This is a genomic window from Anaerococcus senegalensis JC48, assembly GCF_000321005.1.
Lineage (GTDB): Bacteria > Bacillota > Clostridia > Tissierellales > Peptoniphilaceae > Anaerococcus > Anaerococcus senegalensis.
Genome location: NZ_HE578908.1, coordinates 74,775 through 100,215 on the forward strand (window position 1 = coordinate 74,775; position 25,441 = coordinate 100,215).

Below are 25,441 nucleotides of genomic sequence, written 5' to 3' on the forward strand. Positions count from 1 at the left end.
CAACTATTTATATAAAAATTACATAATTTAACTATTTTTTATTAATCAAATTGTAATAACTTTTACAAATACGAATTAATTTGAAACTTTATAGTAAATTTTTTAATAAATTTATATCTAAAATATAAATATCTTTGCCAGAAATTTTTATAATATTCTCATCTGCCATATTAGATAATTCTCTTGACAAAGAAGGTCTTGTAGTTGATAGGAAGTCGGCTAGCTCTTCTCTTGTTTGTTTTAATTTTATCTTATTATTTTCTTCTTCTATTAATAAAAAATTTGCTATTTTTTGTCTGAGAGTAAATTGATTAGTAATTTGATTTTTTTGACTTAGAATAAGGCATTTTTTACTTATTAAATTTATATAATTTATCAGAAAAGATTTTGGCATAAATTCATTAATCAAATTTCTAAACTCTTTTATTACCAATATCTTAGATTTTTTTTGAACTAAGGCTGAAAAATCAAAAGGTTCATTTAGATAGGCATAAACTTCTCCAAATATTCCTTTATTATTAAAAGTTTGTATTATTGATCTTTTACCATTTGAATCAAATTTTGCCACAAGAATCGATCCTTCTATCAAAAAATATAAATCTCCTTTTATATCGCCTTGATTGAATATATATGATCCTTTTTCATAAGTTTTTTCTTCTATTTTTATGTTTTCTTCCAATATTTTCAAATCTTTTTCTGTTAAGTTTTTAAATAATGGTATTTGTCTTAAATTCATTTTCCACCTCTATAAAATTATACCTTATTAATATTTTTAAAATAAAAAATTCAAATATATTGTTTTTTTCTTTTATCTCATTATATCGAATTATTTAAATAAAGTTATTTAACAAAATATATTTTAATAATATATAATCAAGACTAAATCTAGGATTTTTGTCATAGAAAAGAATAAGTTAAGGAGAAATTATGATATCTAATTTGATTAATAGTTTAAATAGTGTAATTAGAAAAGAGAAATTGATTTGGTTTAGAATTTATCAGATTTATTTAATTCTTTGATGGTTATTCCAAATGTGATCACACTTTTTTACTTGCATAAGGATGTTAAAGAAATGATTAAGGAATATTAAAATTTAAAAAAGACCCACTATTTAGTGGGTCTTTTAATAAGATTTATTTTCTTTTTATTTTTACGCTGTAAATTCTTCTAAGTCTTTTTCTACATTTGTAATTGGAGCAATATTGAAATTTTCTACCAAGAAGTCTACTACTGTTTCAGATAAGAAAGCAGGTAGTGTTGGTCCTAGGTGAATATTTTGTACTCCTAGACTTAATAAAGCTAGTAAAACTATTACAGCTTTTTGTTCATACCAAGCTATATTAAATTCTAGTGGTAAGTCATTTACTGATTCAAGACCAAAGGCATCTTGTAATAATAAAGCAGTTTTTACCAAAGAATATGAATCGTTACATTGACCAGCATCTAATACTCTTGGAATTCCATTTATGTCTCCAAGATTTAATTTGTTGTATCTGTATTTTGCACAACCTGCTGTTAAAATCACATAATCTTTTGGTAATTTTTCTGCAAATTCTGTGTAATATGATCTTGTCTTGTGTCTTCCGTCACATCCTGCCATTACAACAAATTTTTTAATATTTCCAGCCTTAATTTCTTTTACCACATCTCCAGCAAGAGCTTCAACTTGATTGTGGGCAAATCCTCCAACAATTTTTGTATTCTCAAGATTTTCTGGAGCCTTGCAAGATTTTGCCATCTCAATAATTTGTGAGAAATCTTTATGGCCATTTTCATCTGGGTCTATGTGTTTTGCACCAGGGTATCCTGCATTTCCTGTTGTAAATAACCTATCAAGGTAATCATTATCTTTTTTAAGTGGAACTATACAGTTTGTTGTCATTAAAATTGGTCCGTTGAATTTTTGAAATTCTTCATTTTGGCTCCACCAAGAATTTCCATAATTTCCGTGGAAGTGTTCATATTTTTTGAATTTTGGATAGTAGTTTGCAGGTAACATTTCTGAGTGAGTATAAACATCTACACCAGTACCCTTTGTTTGTTCAAGCAACATTTCCATATCATTTAAATCGTGACCTGAAATTAAAATTGCTGGATTTTCTCCTGCAGAAAAATCTACTTCAGTAATTTCTGGATTACCAAATTTTTCTGTATTTGCCTTATCCAAAGTTTCCATTGCCATAAGACCATGTTTTCCAGTTTCCATTGTTAAATTAATTAAATCATTTATATCCTTATCATCTTTTAAAGTTTTTTCCAAAGTTTGGGCTATAAATTTATCAACTTCATTATTTCTATATCCCAAAACATTTGCGTGATGGTTATAAGCTGCCATTCCCTTTAGACCATAAGTTACAAGTTCTACCAAAGATCTTTCGTCTTCATTTACAATATTTAATACACCGACTTCGATAGCTTTTCTTTTTAGCTCATCCCTATCATCACTTGTATATTTTGCTGCATCTGATAAATTTTCAATATTATTTTCTTTGATTAATTCATCCTTTGCCTTTATAGTTTCTTCTACCTTGTCTAAAATATCTTCTTCATCAAAATTTGCATTTGTAATTGTTACAAACATATTATTTGAAATTAAATCATAATATTTAGAATCAACTTTTTCTAATTTATTTAAAACTTCAGCAAGTCCCTTTGTCACATAAATTAATAAATCTTGGCTATTTGCTGTATTTTCATCTTTTCCACAAACGCCTACTTTTGTACAGCCCTTGTTGCCAGCTGTTTCTTGACATTGAAAACAAAACATAATAAAATCCTTTCTTTTATATACTCTATTTATATCTTCTCTTTGATATTACAATTCTATAATACAGGAAAAAAAACTATTAATCGGTAACCTATGTTACATTTAAAAATTATTTTTTATTTTCAAGTTTTTTTAGGTGGTCTTTGGCAGCTTTTATATATTCTTCCATGACCTTTATTCTTGCATATTTTTTACAGTTTCCTTCAACAATTATCCAAGGACTATAGTCAGTATTGGTTCTTTCGAGCATTTCATTCATTGCCTCAATATAATCATCCCATTTGTCCCTATTTCTCCAGTCCTCATCTGTAATTTTATATTGCTTATCAGGCTCTCTCTGCCTATCCTTAAATCTTTTTAATTGCTCGTCCTTATCAATAGTTACAAAAAATTTCAAAATCAAAGAACCGTGGTCATAAATTTGCTTTTCCATATCGAGCATTTCACCGTAAGCCCTGTCCCATTCGTTTGTTTTGGCAAAGCCTTCAACTCTTTCAACCATAACCCTTCCATACCAAGATCTTGAAAAAATTCCTACATAGCCATCTTCAGGAAGTTTTGTAAAAAATCTCCACAAATAATTTCTAGATAATTCTTCATTTGATGGGGCAGAAATTCCGTGTACCTTGTAAAGTCTTGGATCAACTTCCTTGATTAATCTTTCAATAGCTCCGTCTTTTCCCGCTGCATCAACTCCCTCAAAAACCAAAACTTGACTGATACCCTTTTGATAATATTTGTACATAATTTTTGCAACTTCATCCTGGAGCTTATCTTTTTTCTCCTCATATTCATCATCAGAAATAGTTTTAGAAAGATCTATATTTTGTAAAATGTTAGAAGAAGAAATATAATCTCTCTCTACATTTTCATTTTCTTCCCTTTGCCTAATAACTCTTTCCATTCCTTGACTAATCCTATCGATTGCAAGACCCAAAACTTCCTTGCTGGCAGCTTTTTTGTCATTAGAATCAACAATATCCCATCTTGAATAAGAAAAATCTGTAGCCTCTAAGGTCTTTTTGAAATGTTTTTCATAATCCTTGTAGCTTTTTTGCTCATCCAAATCCAAACCATCTATATAAAAATCTTCCTTAAAAGAATCTTCTAATTTTTCAATTCTTTTTTTCTGTTCCTTTTTATCAATATTCAAGAAAAATTTCAAAATAATAGTTTGGTCATCAAAAAGAGCCTTCTCTATAGATTTTATAGAATCAATCCTTTTTTTAATTTCTTTATCAGATAAATTTTTCTTTTCAAAAATTTTATAATAAAAAGACCTATCAAAAATTTTAATCCTTCCCTTTTGAGGTACATCTATCCAAAACTTCCTTATAAAAGGATACTTATCATCAAAAGATTCATCCTTATCAAAAACATCAACGTCAAAATTTTTAGCGGCAAACTCTCGGCATAAGTCCTTAATAACAAAGCCACGACCAGAAGATTCCCATCCATCAACAATAATTAAAATTGGAATATCCAAATCATTACAAATTCTAGAAAGTCTACCAAGCCTTTCCGCAAGCTCAGAACGTTTAAAATTTTGAAACTTCATTTTCCTATCAACACTAATACTATTAGTCATACTCCCTCCTTTTTAACTTATTACCCAAATTTTTTGTTAGTTTTATAAAATATAACAATTAAAATTTCAAACCTTATTGTTTTTGATAAAAAAATATTTCTCTAATATAATTATATAAAAAGAAAAGAAAAAGGAGTAAAAATGAAAAAAATTATTGCAGTTGATATTGATGGGACTTTATTAAATTCTAATAGAAAAATCAGCAAAAAAACTCATGATGCTTTAATCAAAGCTCAACAATTAGGACATATTGTTGTTATAGCATCAGGTCGTGATCCTTTTGGTGTTTATCCTTTTGCTGATATCTTGGAATTTAAAAAATTTGATGGTCTACTTTCTAATTTTAATGGTGGCAGAATTACAAATTATAAAACAGGCGAAGTAATAATTAATCATTCATTAGATCTTAATCTTGCTAAAGAAATTTTACAATTTTCCGAAAAAAATTTAGATATGCATTATATTATTTATTCTGATGATGGAATACTTACAAGCTCATCTGATACCTATAATTTAAAAGAAATTTGTGATAAAGCCTTTACTAGTTATAAAGTTATTGATGCTTTAGCTTATAGTTTGGATTTTGCTCCAAATAAAATTATGTTTTCACAAAATCCTAATTTAATTGACAAAGATGCAAAAAAACTAAAGGATAAGTTTTTTGAAAAAACTGCCCAAGTTAAATCCACTCCATATTTTTATGAAATTATGCCAAAAGGAATTGATAAGGGAAGAAGTTTAAAAGAAATTGCTGATTATTATAATATGTCTATGGATGATGTGATTGCCTTTGGTGATGAAGAAAATGATCTTACTATGATTGAAATGGCAGGATGTGGCATAGTTATGGGAAATGGAACTGATTTTATGAAATCAAAGGCAGATTTTATTACTAAAACTAATGATGAGGACGGTATAGCTTATTATTTGGAAAAATTTGTTTTTAATGAAAAATAATTGAAAAAATATTATTTTATCGAAAATTGGGTATAACTTTACTAGAGTATCTCAATAATTTAAGGAGGAATTATGATAATAGGTATACCAAAAGAGATAAAAGATCAAGAATACAGAGTTGCAGCCGTACCTGGTGCTGTTGCAGAATTAATAAAAGCAGGTCATGAAGTTTTGATTGAAACTAAGGCTGGAATTGGATCTGGTATTGAAGATAAAGATTATGAAGAAGTTGGAGCAAAAATAATTGATTCTGCCAAAGATGTTTGGGAAAAAGCTGATATTATATATAAGGTTAAAGAACCACTAGAAGAAGAATACAAATATTTAAGAGAAGATTTAATTTTATATACTTATTTACATCTTGCTGGTAATGAAAATTTAGCTAAGGAATTAGTTGATAAAAAAGTTACAGGAATTGCTTATGAAACCTTAAAACTTGATAACAAATTGCCTTTACTTACCCCAATGAGTGAAATCGCAGGAAGAATGGCTGTTCAAGAAGGGGCAAGATATCTTACAAAACCTGCTGGTGGTAGAGGAATTTTACTTCAAGGAGTTCCAGGTGTAAGACCAGCTCACGTTGTAATTGTAGGAGCAGGTACTGTAGGAACTGGAGCTGTTAGAATTGCTGTTGGTATGGGAGCAAGAGTTACAGTTTTGGATGTAAATATTGAAGCTTTAAGTCGTCTACAAGAATTGTTCCCAGATAAAATCGAAACTCTTTATTCAAACTCAATAAATATTGAAGAATCAGTTAAAGGTGCTGACTTAGTTATTTCTACAGTTTTAATTCCTGGTAGACGTGCACCACAACTTATAAAAGAAGATATGGTTAAACAAATGAAAGAAGGATCTGTAATAGTCGACGTAGCTATTGACCAAGGTGGTTCAACAGATATTACAAAAGGACATCCAACAAGCCATACTGATCCAATTTTTGTAAAACACGGTGTAATTCATTATGCTGTAGCAAATATTCCTGGTGCAGTTGCTATGACATCAACTTATGCTTTATCAAATGCAACTACAAGATATATTAAAACAATAGCAAATCTCGGACTAAAAAACGCTTGTGAAAAATCTCCAGAACTTATCACTGCTGTAAATACCTACGATGGGTATGTAACAAATAAGGGAGTTGCTGAAGATACTGGATTTGAATATAAAGAATTGAATATTAAATAATAAAAAAATGGAGCTGTTGCAAATCTATGATTAAAAATCATTCTGCAACAGTTCCATTATTTTTTTCTATACAATTTTATTTCAGTCATCACACTAATCATAATCAAAAATAAAATTTGTATTCCAGTTAAAACCAATACAATTTTGTCATTTAAATCATACTTATAAATAACAAAAATGGTCATTACCATACTAATTATTCCAAAAATTAAAGAAAGCTTTCCCGCATAATTATTTGCAAATTTCCAATTTTTTTCACTTTCCATAGAAAGCCTAGACCTAAAGCCTGACCATCGATTTATTTTTTTATTTGCCTTATATTTTAGGAAAAAATACATAAAAAAGAATGTAACAGGCATTATCAAACTAATAATTAATAAATACATATATCCTCCAAAATTATTTTTATCTATCCATAATATTACATTAATTAAAATCCAAAAATTTAAATTTTTTTATATTCTCAATATTTGGTATTGAATTTTGAGAGCCATTTTTTGTGCATGCAAGGGCTGATGCTTTTGAGGCAAGATTTAAGGAAGATTCTATTGAATTCCCATCAAAATATAAACCCACAAAGTAGCCCATAAAGGTATCTCCAGACCTGTTGTATCTATTGCTTTTACCTTGTATGGTTTTTGATTTATAATTTGATTTTTGTCAAAATAAATTGAACCTTTTGAACCTAGGGTAAGGATTATTTTTATATTTGGATAATTTTATCTAAAAAATTTTATTATTTCGTATTTGTCTGAAAATTTGCTTATATCTTTTGCTTCTGTTTCATTTAAAATTAAAAAATCTAGCTTACTTAAGTCTATATCAAATATCAGCTCATTTATAGGTGAAGTATTTAAGCATATTTTCATTTTTTATCGTAAGCTTTATCTATTATATATTTTAATGATGAAATTTCATTTTGAAGAACTAGACAGTCGCCTTTAGAAAAATTTTCTAATACCTTATCTACAAAATTTTCATCTATATCGTAATTTGCTCCCTTATATAAAACAATAGAATTTTCTCCGTTTTTATCTATTTGTATTAGGGTATTTCCTGTGTTTTTTTGTGATTTTCCTAAAAATCTTGTGTTTACTTAATTATATTCTAATATTTTATTAATAAATTCTCCATCTTGTTCATATTTTCCTGCATGGTAAATATTATTGTTTACATTGCTTAGGGCTATTGATTGGTTTAATCCTTTACCACCTGGACTTTGGTTGAAATTTATAAAAGAAATTGTCTCGCCTGGCCTTACTATTTGATCAACTTTAAAATTAAATCTATGTTGACCGATCCAAAATTTAATATTTTCATTCATACCTCCTAATTAAAAAGTGTTGCAATTTTTTTGTTTTGCAACACCGAGTTATTATCTTTTTATAAAATCCTCCCAATCTTTTTTGAAATTTTCTATTCCTTGTGTGGTTAATGGATGAGTCCACATCTTCTCAAATAAATTTCCTGGAATTGTTGCAATATGGCTTCCTGCAAGTGCTGCTTCTTCTAAATGTTTGTTTGTTCTAATTGATGCAGCAATAATTTCACTATCAAGACCATAATTATCTAAAACAGTTTTTAAATTATAAATTAATTCTCCACCATCTTCTCCCATATCGTCTATTCTTCCAACAAATGGAGAAATGTATGTTGCTCCAGCTTTTGCTGCCATAAGACCTTGGCTTACTGAAAAAATTAGTGTACAATTTGTTTTAATACCTTTTTTTGAAAGTGTGTTAATAGCTTTTAATCCATCTTCTGTCATAGGAATTTTTACTACAATATTTTCTGCCCATTTAGAAATATCTAAAGCTTCTTCTACCATAGATTCATAATCATAGGAAGTAACTTCTGCTGAGATTGGGCCATCAACAATAGAAGCTATTTCTGTAACCACTTCCTTAAAATCTTTTCCTTCTTTTTTTATTATAGATGGATTTGTTGTAACTCCATCACAAAGTCCTAAATCATTTATTCTTTTGATTTGATCAACGTTTGCAGTATCTAGAAAAAACTTCATTATTTACTCCTTTATTTTTCATATTTATAAATATATTATACTTTTAATAAAAAAGTTTTTACGAGTTTGAATTTAAAATTTAAAATGATAAAATAAATAATAGAACTTAAAAAGGAGTGAATATGAAAATAATTTTAGCAGTAGATAGAGATTTTGGAATTGGTAAAGACAACAAGTTACTTTTTCATTTTAAAAAAGATTTGGCTCATTTTAAAAAAATAACCTTAAATAATATAGTAATTATGGGAAGAAAAACCTATGACTCAATGCATGGTGCCCTTCCAAATAGAGAAAATATAGTTATAACCAGAAATAAAAATTTAAAACTTGATGATGCTTTGGTCTTTAATGATGTAGATAGTCTAGTTAAATATCTTAAGGAAAATAAAAAAAACAAAGATGTTTTTGTAATTGGAGGAAATCAAATTGTAGACTTACTTTTAGATTATTGCGATGAGGCTATAATCACAAAAATTGATGCAAAAAAAGATTCCGACACCTTCCTTCACAATTTTGATAAAGATGATGATTTTGAAATCGTTGATGAATCAGAAGAAATAATAGAAGATAATACAAAATATAAATACATCACATATAAAAGAGCAAAATGATTGAATAATTATAAATTATGTTTTATTAAAAAGACCCATAAAAGGGTCTTTTATTTTGTAAAATCTTCTAATTTAATATAATCAAAAATCCCATCATTAAATTCTTGTTCTACTTCTCCTTTTATTAAAGGAAGAGCATAGTCTATAATTTTTTCTTTCAAAATTTCTCTAGAATCTAGCCATTGTTGAGGAATTTTCTTCTCTTTATTCGCAATATTTAAAGGTTTTGTAGTTGAATATTTCACCTTATAATCATTAGCATTTTCTCTTTTTAATATAGGAACTATATTGGTTTTTTCTCTTCCATATTTAATAGCCAAATATCCTAATTGATACGCTTCATCAGAATCTGTTTTTGAAATCAAAAAGCTTGTTCTTTGAACTATATTAAGCTCAACAGATCTTGTTTTAATTTCTAATTCATTGTGAATATAATCAGAAATTTTTTGTCCAATTCCTGCAATAATTGGGTGGTTAAATCCTTTATCAAAAGATTTTTGTTTTTCATTTAGAAGTTTTCCTTCCTTATCCATAAAACCTTCTGACACAGCTATTACCAGGTTGTTGTCCTCTTCAAATTTTTCCTTTATTTCCATACTTATATCATCCAAAGATTTTTCATCTTCCGGAAGATATACTAAATTTACAATATCTTTATCAGATTTATAATTAGAAAGATAAGAAGTAGCAGTTAGCCATCCTGCATTTCTTCCCATTATTTCAACAAAGGTAATTGATTTTATAGGATAAATATCACAATCAAGCCTAATTTGTCTTAAAGCAGAATTTACAAATTTTGCAGCAGAAGAAAATCCTGGAGAGTGATCCATTTCACACAAATCATTATCTATAGTTTTGGGACATCCAACAACATTTATCCAATTTATTTCATTTTTTTCTATGTACTTATTTAATTTCATTACAGTATCCATAGAATCATTACCACCAATATAGACAAAAGTAGAAATTTCATATTTTTTTAAAATATCGAAAATTTGTTTATATTGATCAGATGAATAGTCATCATCAAGTTTAAATCTACAAGATCCAAGAATAGAAGATGGCCTTTTTTTAAGCATTTCTTTTGCATTATTATTTTTAAATAAATCTTTGTCAACAAATTTTATATCATTATGTAAAAGTCCTTCAATTCCATTTAAAGAAACAAAAATATTATCAAAATCAAAATCAATCCCAGCTTGGATAGCCCCAGCTAAGGAAGAATTAATAACAGCAGTAGGTCCGCCAGACTGGCCAATAAGACAATTCATAAAGCCTCCTTATATTTTATTTACCTATACTAGTTTACCATTTAATACTTAGATTGTTAAGCAAGGACTAATTTATAAATTTAAAACTAAAATAAGAGATACAGAAAATCTATATCCCTTAGAAAATATATTTTTTTACTTATTTCTTTGTTGGAAGCTATCCCAGTCTTTTTTGAAATCTTTTATTCCCATTGTTATTAGTGGGTGCATCCATAATTTTTCAAATAAGTTTCCTGGAATTGTTGCTATATGACTTCCTGCTATAGCTGAATCTTCTAGGTGCTTGTTTGTCCTAATTGATGCAGCTATAATCTCACTTTCAAGACCATAATTATCAAGTACTTTTTTTAATCTTTAATTAATCTTATTCCATTTTCACCCATATCATTTATTCTTCCAATAAAAGGTGAGATATAAGTTGCTCCAGCCTTGGCTGCCATTAATCCTTGGCTTACTGAAAAAATAAGAGTACAGTTTGTTTTTATTCCTTCTTTAGAAATAGTATTTATTGCCTTTAGTCCATCTTCTGTCATTGGAATTTTAACTACACTATTTTCAGCTCATTTCGAAATATCTCTTGCTTTTTTGACCATTTCTTTCATAGTCATAGCTTGTAACTTCTGCTGATACAGATCCATCTATAAGCTTACAAATTTCTGTAACAACTTCTTTAAAGTCTTTTCCTTCTTTTTTTATAATTGAAGGATTTGTAGTAAACCCATAACAAAGACCAAGATTGTTTACTCTTTTAATTTCGTCAATATTGGCTGTATCTAGAAAAAATTTCATTCTTTTCTCCTTTTAATTAATCTTGTCCATAATAGGAATTCTCTCCATGTTTTCTTAAATAGTGCTTATCTAATAAATTTTGACTCATGCTTTTATGTTTATTTAAAACTTCTAGATGCCAATTCATAAAAGAAACTTCTTCTAGTACTACAGAATGAAATACAGAATCTTCTGCATCTTTTCCAAAAGTAAAAGGTCCATGATTGGCTACTAAGACAACTGGTATTTCATTAGCTTTTATATTTTTTTCTTTAATCTATTTTTCATATGATTTAAGAATATCAAGTCTTTTCTTTTCGAAAGTAATCTTATCGTATTATTATTTTAAGTATTTTTTTTCGTCTATTCCTATATATGAATTTAATATTGAGTTGTCTAATAATCAAACTAGCTTGTAATAGTAACAATATCATAGGATTTTTAGAAGTTTTTAATTTATTTTGTATTTATTTTTCCATATTTTATGAAATGCATAAAAAAAAGATTGACAAAAGTCAATCTTTTTTTACTAAAATTATTTGTTTTAATTAATCTATTACACATATTAGAACTTAGTATTAAATTTTAGTTTATATAATTTAATTTAAAATTTTATCATCCAATTCCACCCATAATAGCCCCTGCGATCAATACAATTGTTGCAGCTATTACATAGACATATTTTGATAATGGATAATACCAATTACCAATTGGTTTTTCTGATCCTTCATTAACTGCTTCATAAACATGTTCTTTTGTAAATAACCATAAAAACATTACTGCAGCTAATACTGCTCCAAGCGGGCATAAGTAAATAGATATAAAATCCATCCAACTTGAAACTATTGATTGAATCAAAATTGCTACTATGCATCCTAGAATATGGATTATAGCAGTAGCCATACTTCTCTTTAATCCAAAAACTTCTTGTACAGAAGCTACTGATGTTTCATATAAATTAATAATAGAACTTATTCCTGCAAATAGTACACTTACAAAAAATACTATTCCTACTATTCTACCTGCAGCCATTCCATTAATTACATGAACTATATGAATAAACATTAGCCCAGGACCACCAGTATCTAGTGGGGCATTTGCTGAAGCCATAGCTGGAATTATTACAAAAGCAGCCATTAAAGCTGAAATAGTACAGAATATGGTAACGTTTTTCGCAGATGAAGGTATACTTTCCTTTTTACTTAAATAAGAACCATAAATTACAGTTCCAGAACCCGCTACTGATAATGAGAAGAAAGCTTGTCCAAATGCATATATCCATACTTTAGGATTTGTTATTCCTTTTGGATCTATTGTAAATATATACTCATATCCTTTTGAAGCTCCTGGCAAAGTATAAATGTAGATAGCAAGTCCAAAAAATAATATAAATAGAACTGGCATCATTATCTTATTAACTTTTTCAATTCCATTAGAGATTCCCATTGTCATAATAATAAAACTTACAACTATAGCAACTACAATCCATAAATTAGCACCACCTGCTGATGCTGTTACACTAAACATTTCATTTATAACGCTAACATCTTGACCAAGTTTAGTTAAACTTCCACTTATTGACATAAAGGTATACTTAAATACCCAAGCCATGACACAAGTATAACCCATAGCCATAGCAAGTGAGCCTATAACTGGAATTAAACCAACTATTTTACCAATCTTTTCATTACCAAATTTAAATTTTGTTGCCTTACCAAAGGCACCAACAGGTCCACTTCCTGATGACCTACCTAAAGCCATTTCTGTAACAACACCAGTTGAACCTATCAATACTACAAAAATAAAATATGGTATCAAAAATGTCATTCCACCATATTGAGAAACTAGAATTGGAAATCTCCAAATATTTCCCATTCCAACTGCAGATCCTATACAAGCTAGTATAAAACCCCATTTACTTTGAAATCCATCTCTGTTTGATATTTGATTGTCCATAATAAACCTCTTTATTAGTAAATCAACAGGACTTTTTAAATCCTGTTGATTTATTAATTTTTAATTTATTTTTCTTCTTCTGATGGTTCATATGGCTCTAAGAATGCGTGGAAATGACGCATTGGTAGATTATGACCTTTAACAATCTTAATATTTGGAATAGATGCTCTATCTTCATATAAAGCTTTTACAGCTGCAATTACATAGTCCATATGTTCTTTGCTTAATTGACTTCTGTTTACTGCAAATCTTACTACGTTAGCAACTTCTTTTTGTTGTTCAGGTGTTTTTAGATCGTATTCCATTGAATAGTTTCCAAGTTCAGCTGTTCTTATTCCGTATCTTCTTATAAGTTCAACTGAGAATCCTTGTCCTGCAAATGTTTCTGGAGCTCTTTTATTGTCAAAGAACTCATCCATATTTATATAAACTCCGTGTCCACCAGCTGGAAGTACAACACCCTTTACTCCTGCTTTATAGAATCCTTGAGCCAAGTATTCACATTGTTTTGTACGTGCATCTAAGTATTCAAATTTAGAAGCTTCATAAAGTCCTGCTGCAAGAGCCATAATGTCTCTACCACTCATTCCACCGTAAGAATCATTACCGTAGCATGAGATTTGTTTAACTTTAAGTAAAATACCTACGTCAGTTTTAACTGATCCATCTTCATTGAAGTCTGAGAATTTTTTCCAGAATAATCCTTTATCTCTAAAAGCTAAAACTCCACCCATATTTGCATGACCATCTTTTTTAAGTGATGCTGTGAATCCATCACAATATGAGAACATTTCTTTAGCAATTTCATTTATTGATTTATCTTCATAACCTTCTTCATTTACTTTAATGAAATATGCATTTTCTGCCCATCTAGCTGCATCAAACATGTAAGGTATATCATATTTATGAGCTATTCTTGAACATTCTCTTAAGTTTGCCATTGATACTGGTTGACCACAAACTGTGTTGTTTGTGATTGTTGTATAGATTAATGGTACGTTTTCAGCTCCAAGTTTTGTAATTAATTCTTCAAGTTTTTCTGTGTCCATGTTTCCTTTGAATGGATTTTTTTCGTATTTACCACCCTCTGGAACTTCCCATAATAACTCTTTATTATAAAGGTTTCTAGGAATTGAACCCATTTGTTTAATGTTTCCTTCAGTTGTATCGAAGTGTCCGTTTGATGGAATTGTATAAGTTTTTCCTGGTTCACGTTCATTTAAAATATTTCTAACAAGTTCAAATAAAACAGATTCAGCTGCACGTCCTTGTTGAATAATGAAAGTATTTGGTCTTTCCATTTGAGCAGATCCACCATTAAATAATCCACCTTCATATTCGCAAAGATAAACTTCATCCATCATTTTTTCAACATCTTCACAATCAGTTCTAACAAGATCAATTATTCTTTTTTGATCATTTCCTCTTTCAAAAACATCTCTAAATGTATCTAAAAGAACATAGTATCCCTTATTTCTACCATAAGATTCATCTCCCAAAAACATTGCAGACCATTGTACGTCTGTCATTGCTGTTGTTCCTGAATCTGAAAGCATGTCAATTGTAAGCATGCCTGCTGGGAATGCAAATTCGTTATAATGAGTAGCTTTTAAAGCTCTTTCTCTTTGTTCAACTGTTACATTTGGAACGTTTTTTGTGACATAGGTATAAGAATGTGGTGTAGGTACATCCAATTGGTACTTTTTCATAATATTGCCTCCATATAATTAAGTTTAGTTAAAGTGTACAGAGAACCCCGGTTATTAATTTCGAAAAATTAACTAGCGGACAGTATCCAAATTGAGAACCCCGGTTATCAAAATAATTGTAGACTAGCGAACGATTAAAAAAATCTCGGTTATCGAAAATAAAAGTTGATGAGCGGTCAGCACTCCGATAAATTCTAGAATTATCTATGAAATAGTTTACCTTATATTAAAAATTATGTCAAATTTTAGTCGTTTAAAAATAATCAATTCTTTTATTTAGTTGATAATTAGTAGTTTTGAATTCTAAATAAAATTTATTTTTTAATGAAATCATATTCACATAAAAACACCCGATAATTATCGAGTGTTTTTATCTACATAATATTTAATTGGATTTTTTAATTTTTCTTCAAAATATTTTTGATATTGATTTAATTTTTTTATTTTTTCTTCTAGATATTTATCTCCTATTTTATCTTTATAGTAATTTTCTACCCCAACATAATTTTCTAAAATTGACTTATCTAATAATTGAATCAATTTGTCATAATCATTGTATTTATAAATTTTCAGAAGATTTTCTAGTTTTTTTTCATCCTTTTTTTCTATATTTATTTTTCCATCAAATGAATCAATATCCTTGATTATAAATTTACTTGTAATTGTAATTCTTGCTGGAAAAAAATATGATTCATTTCTAAGTATATTGAATCCTGTAATTATTTGGTCTAAGTCCTTTTTATTTTCTTTTTTTCCTATATCTAGAAGTGATCCACAAGCATAAGCTATATCTGGGTCTAAATTTAATTCTTTGGCTATTGTTTTTGCAGTTTTCCCTATTAATTTTGACCTTCTAACCCATGGCCCAAGATTTTCGTTGGATTCTATTAGGTAATAATTGATCTTGTCTTTATTTGGTATATTTCCAAATTTTTCTTTATACATTTTTTCTCCTAATTTTTCCAAAACTATAAATTTTTCCATTTTCATCTACAAGTTGGTATGATGTTTCATTCTTGCTTTCACACTTTTGACCAAATACATACTTTTTATCTCTTATTTCATTTTTATAAACTATATTTATATATTCTATATCTTGATCTTTTATTCCAATTATTTCTCCCAATAAATCCATATAGGAAGCATTATTTACATGATAATTTGAGTCTATATCTGCTCTTCTGATTTGGATTTTTTCCAAAGATCCAAAATTTTTATAGTATTTTTGAGATTTTTCTTTATAAATAGGATTTTCTTTTTGATAAGCACTTGCAATTTCTTTTGGAATTTTTACTGGGCGCATTTTTTTAATGTCAAATAATAAAAATACACAATAAGCCTTAGCTATTATTTCTCCATCTTTTTCTATAAAGAAATTTCTATAAGCATAGAATTTATTCATATCTATGGCAAATGTTGTAATTTTTATTTTATCTTTTGCTTTTATTGGTTTTTCTATTTTTATGTCCCAAGAATAAACAATCCATCTTTTGTCTTCCATTATTTTTTCATCTTCTATTTCTTCTGATTGGTCAAATGAAACTTCAAACATAAGTCCTAAAAGATATTTATTTTTTAAGTATCCCTCACTATTTGTGAGAAATCTTTCTATTTCAAATTCTTTTGTTTTTCTCATATCATTCCTTTCTATATAGGTTTTTTATTATAATGTAAGCCATAAAAAATCCAAGGCTTAAAATTAATATTAATATAGCTTTCAAAATATTTTGATCTAAATTTAAATTAGATAAACTCAAAAGTGAAAATCCTATTACTATTGAAAGGCCAAGAAAAATTATAGCTTGGCTTTTTTGATTTTCTATTTTTTCGTAAGATTTTCTTTCTATCTCACTTTTTTGATCTATTATTCTAAAATCTCCCCTAGCAAGTTGCCTTAGAATATTTAGACTGGTGTGGGGAAATTCTTTTATTAAAGAATAGGTATCATACATTTTTGGTCTTAGTCTATTTACAACTATATCTGGACTAAATATTTTAAAAACCATTGATTTTGCAATAGGAAGGGCAAGCTCTAAGAATGATTCTTTATAGACTAATTTTTCTATTAATCCTTCTAAGATTAAAACTGTTTTTGCAAAACTTGTAAGTTCTGATGGGATTCTTATAGAATAATCTACCAAAAGAGTATAAAAATCTGTAATCAAATCTGAAAGTTTCATTTGGTTTAGACTCATTACCATATATTTATCTAAAAGTCTTTGGATTCTTTTTTCAAAATCTCCTATTTTTTTGGAATCAAATTCTAATAACCCCATTCCAATTATGGCATCTGTTATTAATTTTACTTCACCAAAACTTGCTCCCAAAAATATTTTCATTATCTGATATCTATAATTTTCGGATAAATTTCCTACTATACCAAAATCTAATAGGTAAATATTTAAATCTTTGTCTACAAAAATATTTCCTGGATGTGGGTCTGCATGAAAATATCCATAAGTAAACATTTGATTTACATATGCCTCAATTATTTTTTGAGCCATATCTTTTCTTTTATTAGATTTTTTTTCAAAAACAGACCTTATAGATTTCCCTTCGATATATTCTAAGGTCAAGACTTTTTTGCTAGAATAAGAATCATAAACGTCCGGGGATAAAAAGTCGTTTTCTTTTATATTTAATTTCCTATATTTTTTTATATTATTCTTTTCTACTTCAAAGTCTATTTCTTTGTTTAAAGATAGAGAAAATTCTTCTATTATTTCTCCAAAATTAAAAGATTCGATTCCATCAAGTTTACTTTCAAGTTTTTTGTAAAGATCTTTCATTATAATCAAATCTTCTTTAACTCTTTTATCTAAATTTTTTCTTTGAACTTTTACAACAACTTTCCTATTAAGTGACCCAACCTTTATAGTAGCTAAATGAGCTTGGGCAATAGAACCTGATGCTAGAGGTTTTTTTTCAAATTCATCAAAAACATCATAAATATCTTTAGAAAATTCCTTATAAAAAACTTCCTTAATATTTTCAAAGTCTTCTTCTTTTACATCATCTTGTAATTTTTCAAGCTCACTTATTATATTTTCAGAAAAAATATCCCTTCTTGTAGATAATAACTGACCGAATTTTACAAAAACTGGTCCCAAATTTTCAAATAAATTTCTTAATTTTCCACCAAATTCTCTTTCCAGATCTTTAATTTGACTAGAATCATTATTTTTATTTTTTAGTAGTTTTCTAATATCTAAAAATAAATTAGGGCTTAAAAATTCTTTTATTATCTCAAATTTTCTTTTATTGTATCCCATTTTTTTCTCATTTTCTATTTTCTGTTTTTTCAAATTTAATATGATTTTTCTCCAAAAGTTCTGTTGCATAAGGATCAACTCTATAATCATTTGAATAATATATTTCCTTAATTCCTGCTTGGATCAAAGATTTTGTGCAATTTAGGCAAGGAAAATGTGTAACATAGCAAATTGAATTTTTAACAGAAATCCCTTCTTTTGCACAATACAAAAGAGCATTCATTTCTGCATGAATTGTTGCAATACAATGACCATCTCTCATAGTATGTCCAACCTCATCACAATGAGGATTTCCTTTTATAGATCCGTTATAGCCTGTAGAAATAATTCTATTTTCATTATTTACCAAAACACAACCAACATACGCCCTATCACAAGTTCCCCTAAGAGCTACCATATGAGCAAGTTTTATAAAATATTCATTCCAAGTTAACCTATCTTTTGCCATAATTACCTCCTAAATATAAGCTTTATTATATTTTACCAAATTTGAAAATTTAATCACTAAAAAAGACTGAGCAAGAGCCCAGTCTATTCAAACTACTATGTTATATAAAGTAGATTGCTTATACCTTTAATCTCAAATCAAATAAAATATTAAATATTTTTGTAAATACAAAAATCAATATCCCAAATACTACAAAATTCATAATTGAAAATCCTTCAAAAAGAGATGATTGAAAAATCATAGTTCCTATACTTGAAAAAGATAAGATTACTAAGACTTTTGCTAAACTTTCTATAGGTTTTAACAGAACCATCTTTCCTGAATTTTCTGTTTTTGTTTTTTCTATCAATGAATATGATATGGCAAAAACTATTATGGAAAATATTATTAGACCTATAATAGAATTTTTAGAAGTGTCAAAATTTGGAAGGGGTCTTAAAACTACTCTTAAAACTGTATTAATTAAACTTCCATTATCAGGAATTTTATTATTAATAAAAGATGCAATTGATCTATCATAATTTGAATATCCTAATAAAATTTCACTAATATTTTCTATTAATCCATCCAAAATATCTAAAAACGCAAAAGTAATAATAGAAAGCCCAATATGTCCCAAAATATTTCCAGCCATAAAACCTATTGATAAAATTGCAAGGTAGATTGCTGATAAAGTTCCAAAACTTTTGATGGTTTCTGGAATTTGACTTATACCAGTTTTTAAAATCTCATAATTAGATGTTTTTATAATCATATAATTTAAAAATGAAGAAATTAAAACAAAGGCAAATATTATTATTAATCCAAATCCTATTTTCATCAAAAAATCTTTTTTCTTTGTCCATGGATAAGTTCTTGCAAATTCATAATATGAAGTTGCATGCTCCATTGAAGAGAACAAAAATCCTAAAACAATAGATAAGATTGCTCCAATACTTAAAATTGATGTAAAATATAAATCTTTTGATTTTCCTTTTGCTTGATTTGACATAAATTTATATTGGTCTAAAATTTGAAAATATTCGCCGTATTTTATTTGGAATTGTTCAAATTTATCGATTTCTTTTTGACTTGCCTTTTCATAATCAAAGTTTATATGTTTATCATACTTATATTTTTTTGCAATTTTTTCAAATAAAATATCATTTTCTTTGAAAAACTCCTCATCAAGTTTTGTATCTTTTTTATATTTTGTATTGGTTTTTGCAATAGTATTTAATTTATTAGTTGTTTGAATCAAAGACTTATAAGTCCCATCCAAAGAATTTGTTTGGAAAAGTCCAGAAAATAGTAGACTTACAGCTATAACAAGGACTATCCAAAATCCATTTCTTCTATTAAGAATGCTAATTTCTTTTTTAAAGTCTTTCATTATTTACTCCTTTCCTTCTCCCAATAAAAATTATCTTCAATTTTTGGATCCAAAATATCAAACTGGACTACTGATTCATTATTTTTAATCATATCCATTAAATTTTCTCTATTTTCAATCAAAATAGTATAAACTCTTCCTAACTTAAATCTCAAAACAGCTCTATCAAGTATTTTGGGATCTAATTCATCTTTTACTACAATTTGTAATTTCACAAATTTTTCCTTATTTTTTTGAAGATTTGTAAGTTTTCCATCTTTAGAAAGATATAAAGTCTCATCAGCAACCTTCGCCAATTCCTCAAGTTCATGACTTGAAGCAAGAACTATCCTTCCAAAATCTTTTAAATCTAAAATATAAGAAAGAATTATCTCCTTGTTCAAAACATCCATACCATCAAGAATTTCGTCTAATAATACAATTTTTGCATTAGTTCCAATTACAGCCAAAAGTCCAATCAAATTTTTGTATCCTTTAGAAAAAGATTTCAAATTTTTCTTAATATCAATATTATTTTTTTCAAGCTCTTTTAATACAAATCTTTTGTCAAAATTTGGATAAATAACTTCATAATATCCAAGCATTTTTTCAACTGAAGAATAATCAAAATAATCAAATCTATCAGGTAAATACGCTATGTTTTCTATGATATGTTTATCTTCTTTAAAAGATTTACCAAAAATATTAATTTTTCCCAAATCTTTTTGGTAAATATCAGCCATGATTTTTAAAAGAGTAGTCTTACCAGAACCATTTCTACCAACCAAGGCATATATTTTTCCCTCATCTAAGGAAAAATTTACATCTTCTAAGACTTTATTTTTTCCAAAAGATTTATAAAGGCTCATTACTTCCACTATCATTAAATTCCTCCTTACTTCTTTCATAGATTTCCTTTATTTTTTCAAAGTCAATTCCATAAAAGCTACACTTCAAAAAAATATCATATAAATTTTTTTCAAGCCTTTCTTTTTTAATATCAATTTTTTTATCATCCAAACTTACAAAAGTTCCAAGACCTTTTTTTGTAAGCAAAATTCCGTCTTCTTTTAACTTATTGTAGGCTTTTTGAACAGTGGATTGATTGATAAGCAAAGTTTTTGATAATTCTCTAACTGATGGCATAGGATCACCATCAAGTAAAATCCCTTGAGCAATCATTAATTTTGTTTGTTCAACAATTTGTTCATTCAAGGGAATTTGAGATGAATTGTTTAAATCAAACATAAAAACTCCTTTCTATGAATTTTGTATGGTGTTCGGTGTATCTCCATACACTTCTTGATTTTATTTTATAACATTTAAAAAATTTGTCAAATAATTTTTCAAAAAAAGACATAGATTTCTAGGTCAATACATACAAAGATATTATAATTTTAATATTGAGTTTAAATTAGAGAAAAAAATCTAAGCTAAATAATTTAAAATAAAAATATGGTATATTTAATTTTTCTCAAGTTATTTTTAATATAAAATTATATTGGTTAATTTTTCCAAAAGATATAGTATTTACTTAGTTCAATTATTAATTTTTTAATTCAAAATAAAAACACCTAATTTAAAATTAGAGGTTAAAATTTTTTATTTTATTTTTTATGTTTTGTAGCGAAAAATCCGATTATTGATAAAGCTAAAACTCCAAAAATTGTCCCTAATCCATTAACTCCTGTTTTTACATTAATAGGTGATTTTGCTTTTTTTCAAATTTTGTAGATGATGTAATTTTTTTAGGTTTCAATATATGATTTTTTCTGGAATTATCTGTGCCATTATTATTTTTGTCTTCTTTTTCACTTAAACCGTATTTATAAGTTCCATCTTCTTGTTTTATTAAATAAAATGACTTCCATTTTATATCTTTTTTCATTTCTTTTTTTGCAGCACCTATGGCTTCTTGTCTAATTTTGTAAGATTTTTCGGAAATTTTATCGCTACTATCTTCGATTTTCCCATTAGATGAATCTTTTTTACCATTATTATCACGAGATTCATTAGAATCACTAGATTGATTAGAATTATTAGAATTATTGGATTCATTTGACTGACTAGAAGAAGGTATAAGTTCATTTGAGTCTGTTTCATTATTATCTTCATCTTCAGTTGAAACTTCAGGAGTACTATCAGGTATTTGCTCCTTAATATTTTTTGAATCTTCAGAACTTTCTAATTTTTTTCCATTTTCTTTTTTATCATCTTTTAGATCTTCTGGAAATCTTAGATAAACATCCATTGATTTGGAATCGACTAGTTTACCATCTTCTGGCATTTAATCATCAATGCTTGCAAATAATTTAGAATTAGCTTTATAAGTTCTTCTAAATTCAATTTTAAATTTTTTGCCCGTTTCATATTCAAAATTTTCAATACTATAGTTTGTGCCATTGTATTCACCTATTAATTTTCCATCAACAAACACATAATTTTTGCCACCAGGAAGTTGTCTATCTTCATTTTGTTTATCTTTAAATAACAGGGTCATTTTCCTAGTTTTTATAGGAATTTTAGGTATAATTTCTACCTCCATTTTATGATAATTTTTAGCATCTGCTATAGCATTTATTTCACCTTCAGCATAAACTTTTCCATCTTTTCCATCAATAATTTCAATTTTTGTTTTTTTCCTGGAATTACGTTATCATGTATTTCATATTTTTCGATATCATCAACTTTTTGAAATTTTTGAGCATCTTGACCTTCAATTTTATAGTAAGATCCATCCCTAACTCTTCTATTTTTTACGTATAATTTAATTTTTTACGTATAATTTAATCTCACTATAAACTGGCTCTTTCTCTTCTAATTTTTCTGAATTTTCTTGATCCTTATTTTCTTCTACACTTACATCTGATTTCATCTCATTTCATCACTTGCCTTTACAGAATTTATTCCACCAATTGTTAAAGCAAGAATAAGAGCAGATGTTAATAGGCCCATATTTTTAATTTTCATGGACTACTCCTTATTTAAATAATATATCTTATCTTTATATTATCAGTATTTTTTAGAAGAGTCTATAATATATGTATAATATTCTTTATAATTTCAACATAATATAATTTTTGATTTTATTTATTAAACTTTTTTTATTTTTATCAATTATTTAAAAAATTTTATCAATTAATTTTCAAATAAAAAAGATCTAGTTTCCTAGATCTTTACATTAATGGTGCAAGTGGTTTTATTATTGCTGCTGCTAATTTTTTATATAAGGGATATGCCTTAACATCTTCCATGCTTATTTCTTTTGAAATATCAAATGTAATTTCAAAATCTTCTAAAATTTCTTTTATAACTGGAGCCTTGTGAATATAAACACCACATTCAAAATTCAAATAAAGAGCCCTATAATCTAAATTTACAGATCCTACCACAGCTTTTTCGCCATCGGAAATCCAAGTTTTTGCGTGAACAAAGCCTGGTATGTATTCATAAATTTTTACTCCAGATTCTATTAATTTTTTATAGTGAGATTTTGCCAACATATAGGGGATTTTTTTGTCAGGAATTTTTGGAAGAACAATTCTCACATCAACTCCTCTTTTTGCGGCAAATGTCAATGATTTTATCATTTCATTATCCATAATAAGATATGGGGTCATTATATAGGCATAATCTTTTGCAGTATCAAGAATATGCGTGTAGATATTTTTAAAAAATCTTTCTTTTCTAATTGGATTATCTCCAACTCCAATCATATAGCCCTCAGATTTTTTTGGATATGTTTTTAAATATCTTTCAAGATCTTCTTTTTCTTCACTATCCCACAATTGTAAAAACATAATTGTAAATGATTGAACGACTGGACCTTCAAGTCTTACAAAAGTATCTTTCCAATGACCAAATCTTTCTTCAACATTTATATATTCATCAGCTAAATTTACCCCACCTGTAAAAGAAATTTTTCCATCAACGATCAAAATTTTTCTATGATCTCTGTTGTTATGGTAGGTTGAAATAATAGGAATTATCGGTGAAAATACCTTACATTTTATCCCTAATTTTTCCATCTCCTCTGTAAATTTCTTGGGAAGATTTAAAATTGCATTTGTCCCATCATACATTAGTCTAACTTCGACGCCTTCACTTGCTTTTTTTGAAAGCTCTTCAAGAATAGTTCCCCAAAAATATCCCTGATTTATTATAAAAAATTCTATAAAAATAAAATCTTTTGCACTTCTTATAGCATCAATAATATCATTAACCGTATCATCACCTACCCCATAATATTTGGCATCATTATTTGCACTTACAGGATATGTTCCATAATCATTTAAATATTTTACTAAATTATAAAATTCCTTATCTTCATTTTTAATTTTATCAACTAGTTCTCTGTCTACAGTATGCAAATAATTCGTTTCTTCTTCGCTATCCATAATTGAACTTTCTTCTAATTTTTTTCCTATATCAATTCTAGATAGGATAAAAAACATTATTCCAAAAGTAGGAAATACTGCTATTACAAAAAACCAGGAAAGTTTTTCGTACGGATTTACATCCATAGATAAAACAACAAGCAAAGAAATTGCAGCAATTAATGCAGATGATCCAACAATTAAGGATGAATCAACAGATAAATGATTAACTATTGAAATCAAAATAGCAACTTGAATCAATATAAAAAGAATATAGAGTCCTGCCCTGCCAAATACAACCTTCAAAACTGATGATCTAGTTTTCTTGACAAATTTATTTTTGTTTACTGTCATATTTCCCTCCGTTTTTTTCATTATATTTTTTAATATTATTGTTATAATTTTTCATAATATTATTATAACTAATTTTATAAAATTTTAATAGTATAAAGTATAATTAATTAGTTTATTTTCAAATAATATTTATAATTCTAATTTTATTCTTTTATAATTTTCCCGATTTGATAATTTTTTCTAATATACTTATAATAGTTTTATAAGAATGGATAAGTAGATTTTATTTTAAAGGAGTCATATGGAAACTTTAGAAAATTCAGACAAAATATTGGTAATTGGTGATTTTATATCAAGTGGATTTATGGGAGGAAGTCTTTGTAGGGATATTTTAAATTTTTATTCTTATGATGTTGATTTTCTGCCTTCAGCATTAATTTCAAATAAATTTTCTCAAAGACCTATCGAAATTTTTGATTCTAGTCTTTATTTAAAAAATACTCTTGATGTTTATAGGAAGCAAAAAAGAAAATATAAGGCTATTTTAGTTGGATTTGTATTAAATATTAATCAAGCTAAAATCATTTGTAAATATGTAAAAGAAAATAATATTTTTATGATCTTAGATCCTATTATGGGAGATGGTGGAAAAATTTATAATGGACTTGATAAGAATATTGTAGAAATTTATAAATATATGGCAAATTTTGCAAATATTATAATACCAAACCTTACTGAGGCAAATCTTTTAACTGATTTTAAATTTAAGACTCCTTATGAAATAGTAGATTTTTTTGAAAAAAAAGAAAAAAAGTTATTATAACCAGTATAGAAGAGAAAAATAGACATTTTATTCTATCAAAA

General features: G+C 27.2%; 28 protein-coding genes. 4 read left to right on the plus strand and 24 right to left on the minus strand.

What is annotated here, in order from left to right; all coding sequences use genetic code 11:
• Nucleotides 1-88 precede the first annotated feature (88 nt).
• The 3 genes from ASHG_RS06955 to ASHG_RS08915 form a co-directional block, all read right to left on the minus strand.
• Nucleotides 89-736 carry a Crp/Fnr family transcriptional regulator gene (locus ASHG_RS06955; protein ID WP_040398548.1) on the minus strand — a complete coding sequence of 216 codons (648 nt, stop codon included), beginning with the start codon at nucleotides 734-736 and terminating at the stop codon, nucleotides 89-91.
• Between the two features lie 415 nt (nucleotides 737-1,151).
• Entirely contained in the window at nucleotides 1,152-2,768 is a 1,617-nt protein-coding gene (hcp, locus tag ASHG_RS06960) for a hydroxylamine reductase (RefSeq protein ID WP_040398550.1), read from the minus strand.
• Nucleotides 2,769-2,877: 109 nt separating this feature from the next.
• Complete coding sequence (locus ASHG_RS08915) at nucleotides 2,878-4,356, minus strand: hypothetical protein (protein WP_040398551.1); 1,479 nt, start codon at nucleotides 4,354-4,356, stop codon at nucleotides 2,878-2,880.
• Nucleotides 4,357-4,497: 141 nt separating this feature from the next.
• On the opposite strand from ASHG_RS08915, the gene ASHG_RS06970 reads away from it, so the two are divergent.
• Both ASHG_RS06970 and ald read left to right on the plus strand, forming a co-directional pair.
• Complete coding sequence (locus ASHG_RS06970; RefSeq protein ID WP_040398552.1) at nucleotides 4,498-5,313, plus strand: Cof-type HAD-IIB family hydrolase; 816 nt, start codon at nucleotides 4,498-4,500, stop codon at nucleotides 5,311-5,313.
• Nucleotides 5,314-5,385: 72 nt separating this feature from the next.
• Complete coding sequence (ald, locus tag ASHG_RS06975) at nucleotides 5,386-6,498, plus strand: alanine dehydrogenase (protein WP_040398554.1); 1,113 nt, start codon at nucleotides 5,386-5,388, stop codon at nucleotides 6,496-6,498.
• 56 nt (nucleotides 6,499-6,554) lie between these two features.
• On the opposite strand, the gene ASHG_RS06980 is transcribed toward ald, so the two are convergent.
• From ASHG_RS06980 to fsa, 5 genes are all read right to left on the minus strand, one after another.
• Nucleotides 6,555-6,884 carry an SdpI family protein gene (locus tag ASHG_RS06980; RefSeq protein ID WP_051145899.1) on the minus strand — a complete coding sequence of 110 codons (330 nt, stop codon included), beginning with the start codon at nucleotides 6,882-6,884 and terminating at the stop codon, nucleotides 6,555-6,557.
• Nucleotides 6,885-6,924: 40 nt separating this feature from the next.
• Nucleotides 6,925-7,086, minus strand: a complete 162-nt coding sequence (locus tag ASHG_RS09395) for a hypothetical protein (protein ID WP_244264275.1) — start codon at nucleotides 7,084-7,086, stop codon at nucleotides 6,925-6,927.
• 131 nt (nucleotides 7,087-7,217) lie between these two features.
• Nucleotides 7,218-7,367: a hypothetical protein gene (locus ASHG_RS09400; protein WP_244264276.1), complete on the minus strand. Its 150-nt coding sequence runs from the start codon at nucleotides 7,365-7,367 to the stop codon at nucleotides 7,218-7,220.
• A gap of 227 nt (nucleotides 7,368-7,594) precedes the next feature.
• Complete coding sequence (locus ASHG_RS09405) at nucleotides 7,595-7,822, minus strand: hypothetical protein (RefSeq protein WP_244264277.1); 228 nt, start codon at nucleotides 7,820-7,822, stop codon at nucleotides 7,595-7,597.
• A 51-nt stretch (nucleotides 7,823-7,873) separates the two neighbouring features.
• On the minus strand, nucleotides 7,874-8,521 hold the full coding sequence (gene fsa / locus ASHG_RS06990; protein WP_040398555.1) for a fructose-6-phosphate aldolase: 648 nt from the start codon (nucleotides 8,519-8,521) through the stop codon (nucleotides 7,874-7,876).
• A gap of 122 nt (nucleotides 8,522-8,643) precedes the next feature.
• Between fsa and ASHG_RS06995 the strand changes: the two genes are divergently transcribed.
• Entirely contained in the window at nucleotides 8,644-9,132 is a 489-nt protein-coding gene (locus ASHG_RS06995) for a dihydrofolate reductase (RefSeq protein ID WP_040398556.1), read from the plus strand.
• 50 nt (nucleotides 9,133-9,182) lie between these two features.
• Here ASHG_RS06995 and ASHG_RS07000 read toward each other — a convergent pair whose 3' ends face one another.
• From ASHG_RS07000 to cls, 16 genes are all read right to left on the minus strand, one after another.
• A complete protein-coding gene (locus ASHG_RS07000; protein ID WP_040398557.1) occupies nucleotides 9,183-10,403 on the minus strand; it encodes a diphosphate--fructose-6-phosphate 1-phosphotransferase in 1,221 nt (406 codons plus the stop codon).
• A gap of 347 nt (nucleotides 10,404-10,750) precedes the next feature.
• Complete coding sequence (locus tag ASHG_RS09490) at nucleotides 10,751-10,936, minus strand: transaldolase family protein (RefSeq protein ID WP_262359312.1); 186 nt, start codon at nucleotides 10,934-10,936, stop codon at nucleotides 10,751-10,753.
• Nucleotides 10,937-10,958: 22 nt separating this feature from the next.
• The gene (locus ASHG_RS09495) at nucleotides 10,959-11,192 is read right to left on the minus strand and encodes a transaldolase family protein (protein ID WP_262359313.1); all 234 of its coding nucleotides are present in this window, start codon (nucleotides 11,190-11,192) and stop codon (nucleotides 10,959-10,961) included.
• A 16-nt stretch (nucleotides 11,193-11,208) separates the two neighbouring features.
• Entirely contained in the window at nucleotides 11,209-11,448 is a 240-nt protein-coding gene (locus ASHG_RS09410; protein WP_084689298.1) for a class II aldolase/adducin family protein, read from the minus strand.
• A 338-nt stretch (nucleotides 11,449-11,786) separates the two neighbouring features.
• Nucleotides 11,787-13,127, minus strand: coding sequence for a sodium-dependent transporter (locus ASHG_RS07010; protein WP_040398558.1), 1,341 nt, complete (start codon nucleotides 13,125-13,127; stop codon nucleotides 11,787-11,789).
• Nucleotides 13,128-13,192: 65 nt separating this feature from the next.
• Nucleotides 13,193-14,836, minus strand: coding sequence for a tryptophanase (locus ASHG_RS07015; RefSeq protein WP_040398560.1), 1,644 nt, complete (start codon nucleotides 14,834-14,836; stop codon nucleotides 13,193-13,195).
• 357 nt (nucleotides 14,837-15,193) lie between these two features.
• Nucleotides 15,194-15,781 carry an HD domain-containing protein gene (locus tag ASHG_RS07020; protein WP_040398708.1) on the minus strand — a complete coding sequence of 196 codons (588 nt, stop codon included), beginning with the start codon at nucleotides 15,779-15,781 and terminating at the stop codon, nucleotides 15,194-15,196.
• Entirely contained in the window at nucleotides 15,774-16,472 is a 699-nt protein-coding gene (locus ASHG_RS07025) for an acyl-[acyl-carrier-protein] thioesterase (RefSeq protein WP_040398562.1), read from the minus strand. The genes ASHG_RS07020 and ASHG_RS07025 overlap by 8 nt, the downstream gene beginning before the upstream one ends.
• 1 nt (nucleotide 16,473) lies before the next feature.
• Nucleotides 16,474-18,108, minus strand: coding sequence for an ABC1 kinase family protein (locus ASHG_RS07030; protein ID WP_040398709.1), 1,635 nt, complete (start codon nucleotides 18,106-18,108; stop codon nucleotides 16,474-16,476).
• A 7-nt stretch (nucleotides 18,109-18,115) separates the two neighbouring features.
• Entirely contained in the window at nucleotides 18,116-18,556 is a 441-nt protein-coding gene (locus ASHG_RS07035) for a deoxycytidylate deaminase (RefSeq protein ID WP_040398564.1), read from the minus strand.
• Nucleotides 18,557-18,674: 118 nt separating this feature from the next.
• Nucleotides 18,675-19,928, minus strand: a complete 1,254-nt coding sequence (locus ASHG_RS07040; RefSeq protein ID WP_040398565.1) for a membrane protein — start codon at nucleotides 19,926-19,928, stop codon at nucleotides 18,675-18,677.
• Complete coding sequence (locus ASHG_RS07045; RefSeq protein ID WP_040398566.1) at nucleotides 19,928-20,791, minus strand: ATP-binding cassette domain-containing protein; 864 nt, start codon at nucleotides 20,789-20,791, stop codon at nucleotides 19,928-19,930. The genes ASHG_RS07040 and ASHG_RS07045 overlap by 1 nt, the downstream gene beginning before the upstream one ends.
• Nucleotides 20,763-21,155 carry a GntR family transcriptional regulator gene (locus tag ASHG_RS07050; protein WP_040398568.1) on the minus strand — a complete coding sequence of 131 codons (393 nt, stop codon included), beginning with the start codon at nucleotides 21,153-21,155 and terminating at the stop codon, nucleotides 20,763-20,765. Before ASHG_RS07050 ends, ASHG_RS07045 begins: the two co-directional genes overlap by 29 nt.
• A gap of 445 nt (nucleotides 21,156-21,600) precedes the next feature.
• Nucleotides 21,601-22,194: a hypothetical protein gene (locus tag ASHG_RS09415; protein WP_040398570.1), complete on the minus strand. Its 594-nt coding sequence runs from the start codon at nucleotides 22,192-22,194 to the stop codon at nucleotides 21,601-21,603.
• A complete protein-coding gene (locus ASHG_RS07060) occupies nucleotides 22,195-22,407 on the minus strand; it encodes a hypothetical protein (protein WP_148334125.1) in 213 nt (70 codons plus the stop codon).
• 676 nt (nucleotides 22,408-23,083) lie between these two features.
• Complete coding sequence (gene cls / locus ASHG_RS07065; protein WP_040398572.1) at nucleotides 23,084-24,637, minus strand: cardiolipin synthase; 1,554 nt, start codon at nucleotides 24,635-24,637, stop codon at nucleotides 23,084-23,086.
• 241 nt (nucleotides 24,638-24,878) lie between these two features.
• Between cls and ASHG_RS07070 the strand changes: the two genes are divergently transcribed.
• A complete protein-coding gene (locus tag ASHG_RS07070) occupies nucleotides 24,879-25,400 on the plus strand; it encodes a bifunctional hydroxymethylpyrimidine kinase/phosphomethylpyrimidine kinase (protein ID WP_244264278.1) in 522 nt (173 codons plus the stop codon).
• Nucleotides 25,401-25,441: the final 41 nt, after the last annotated feature.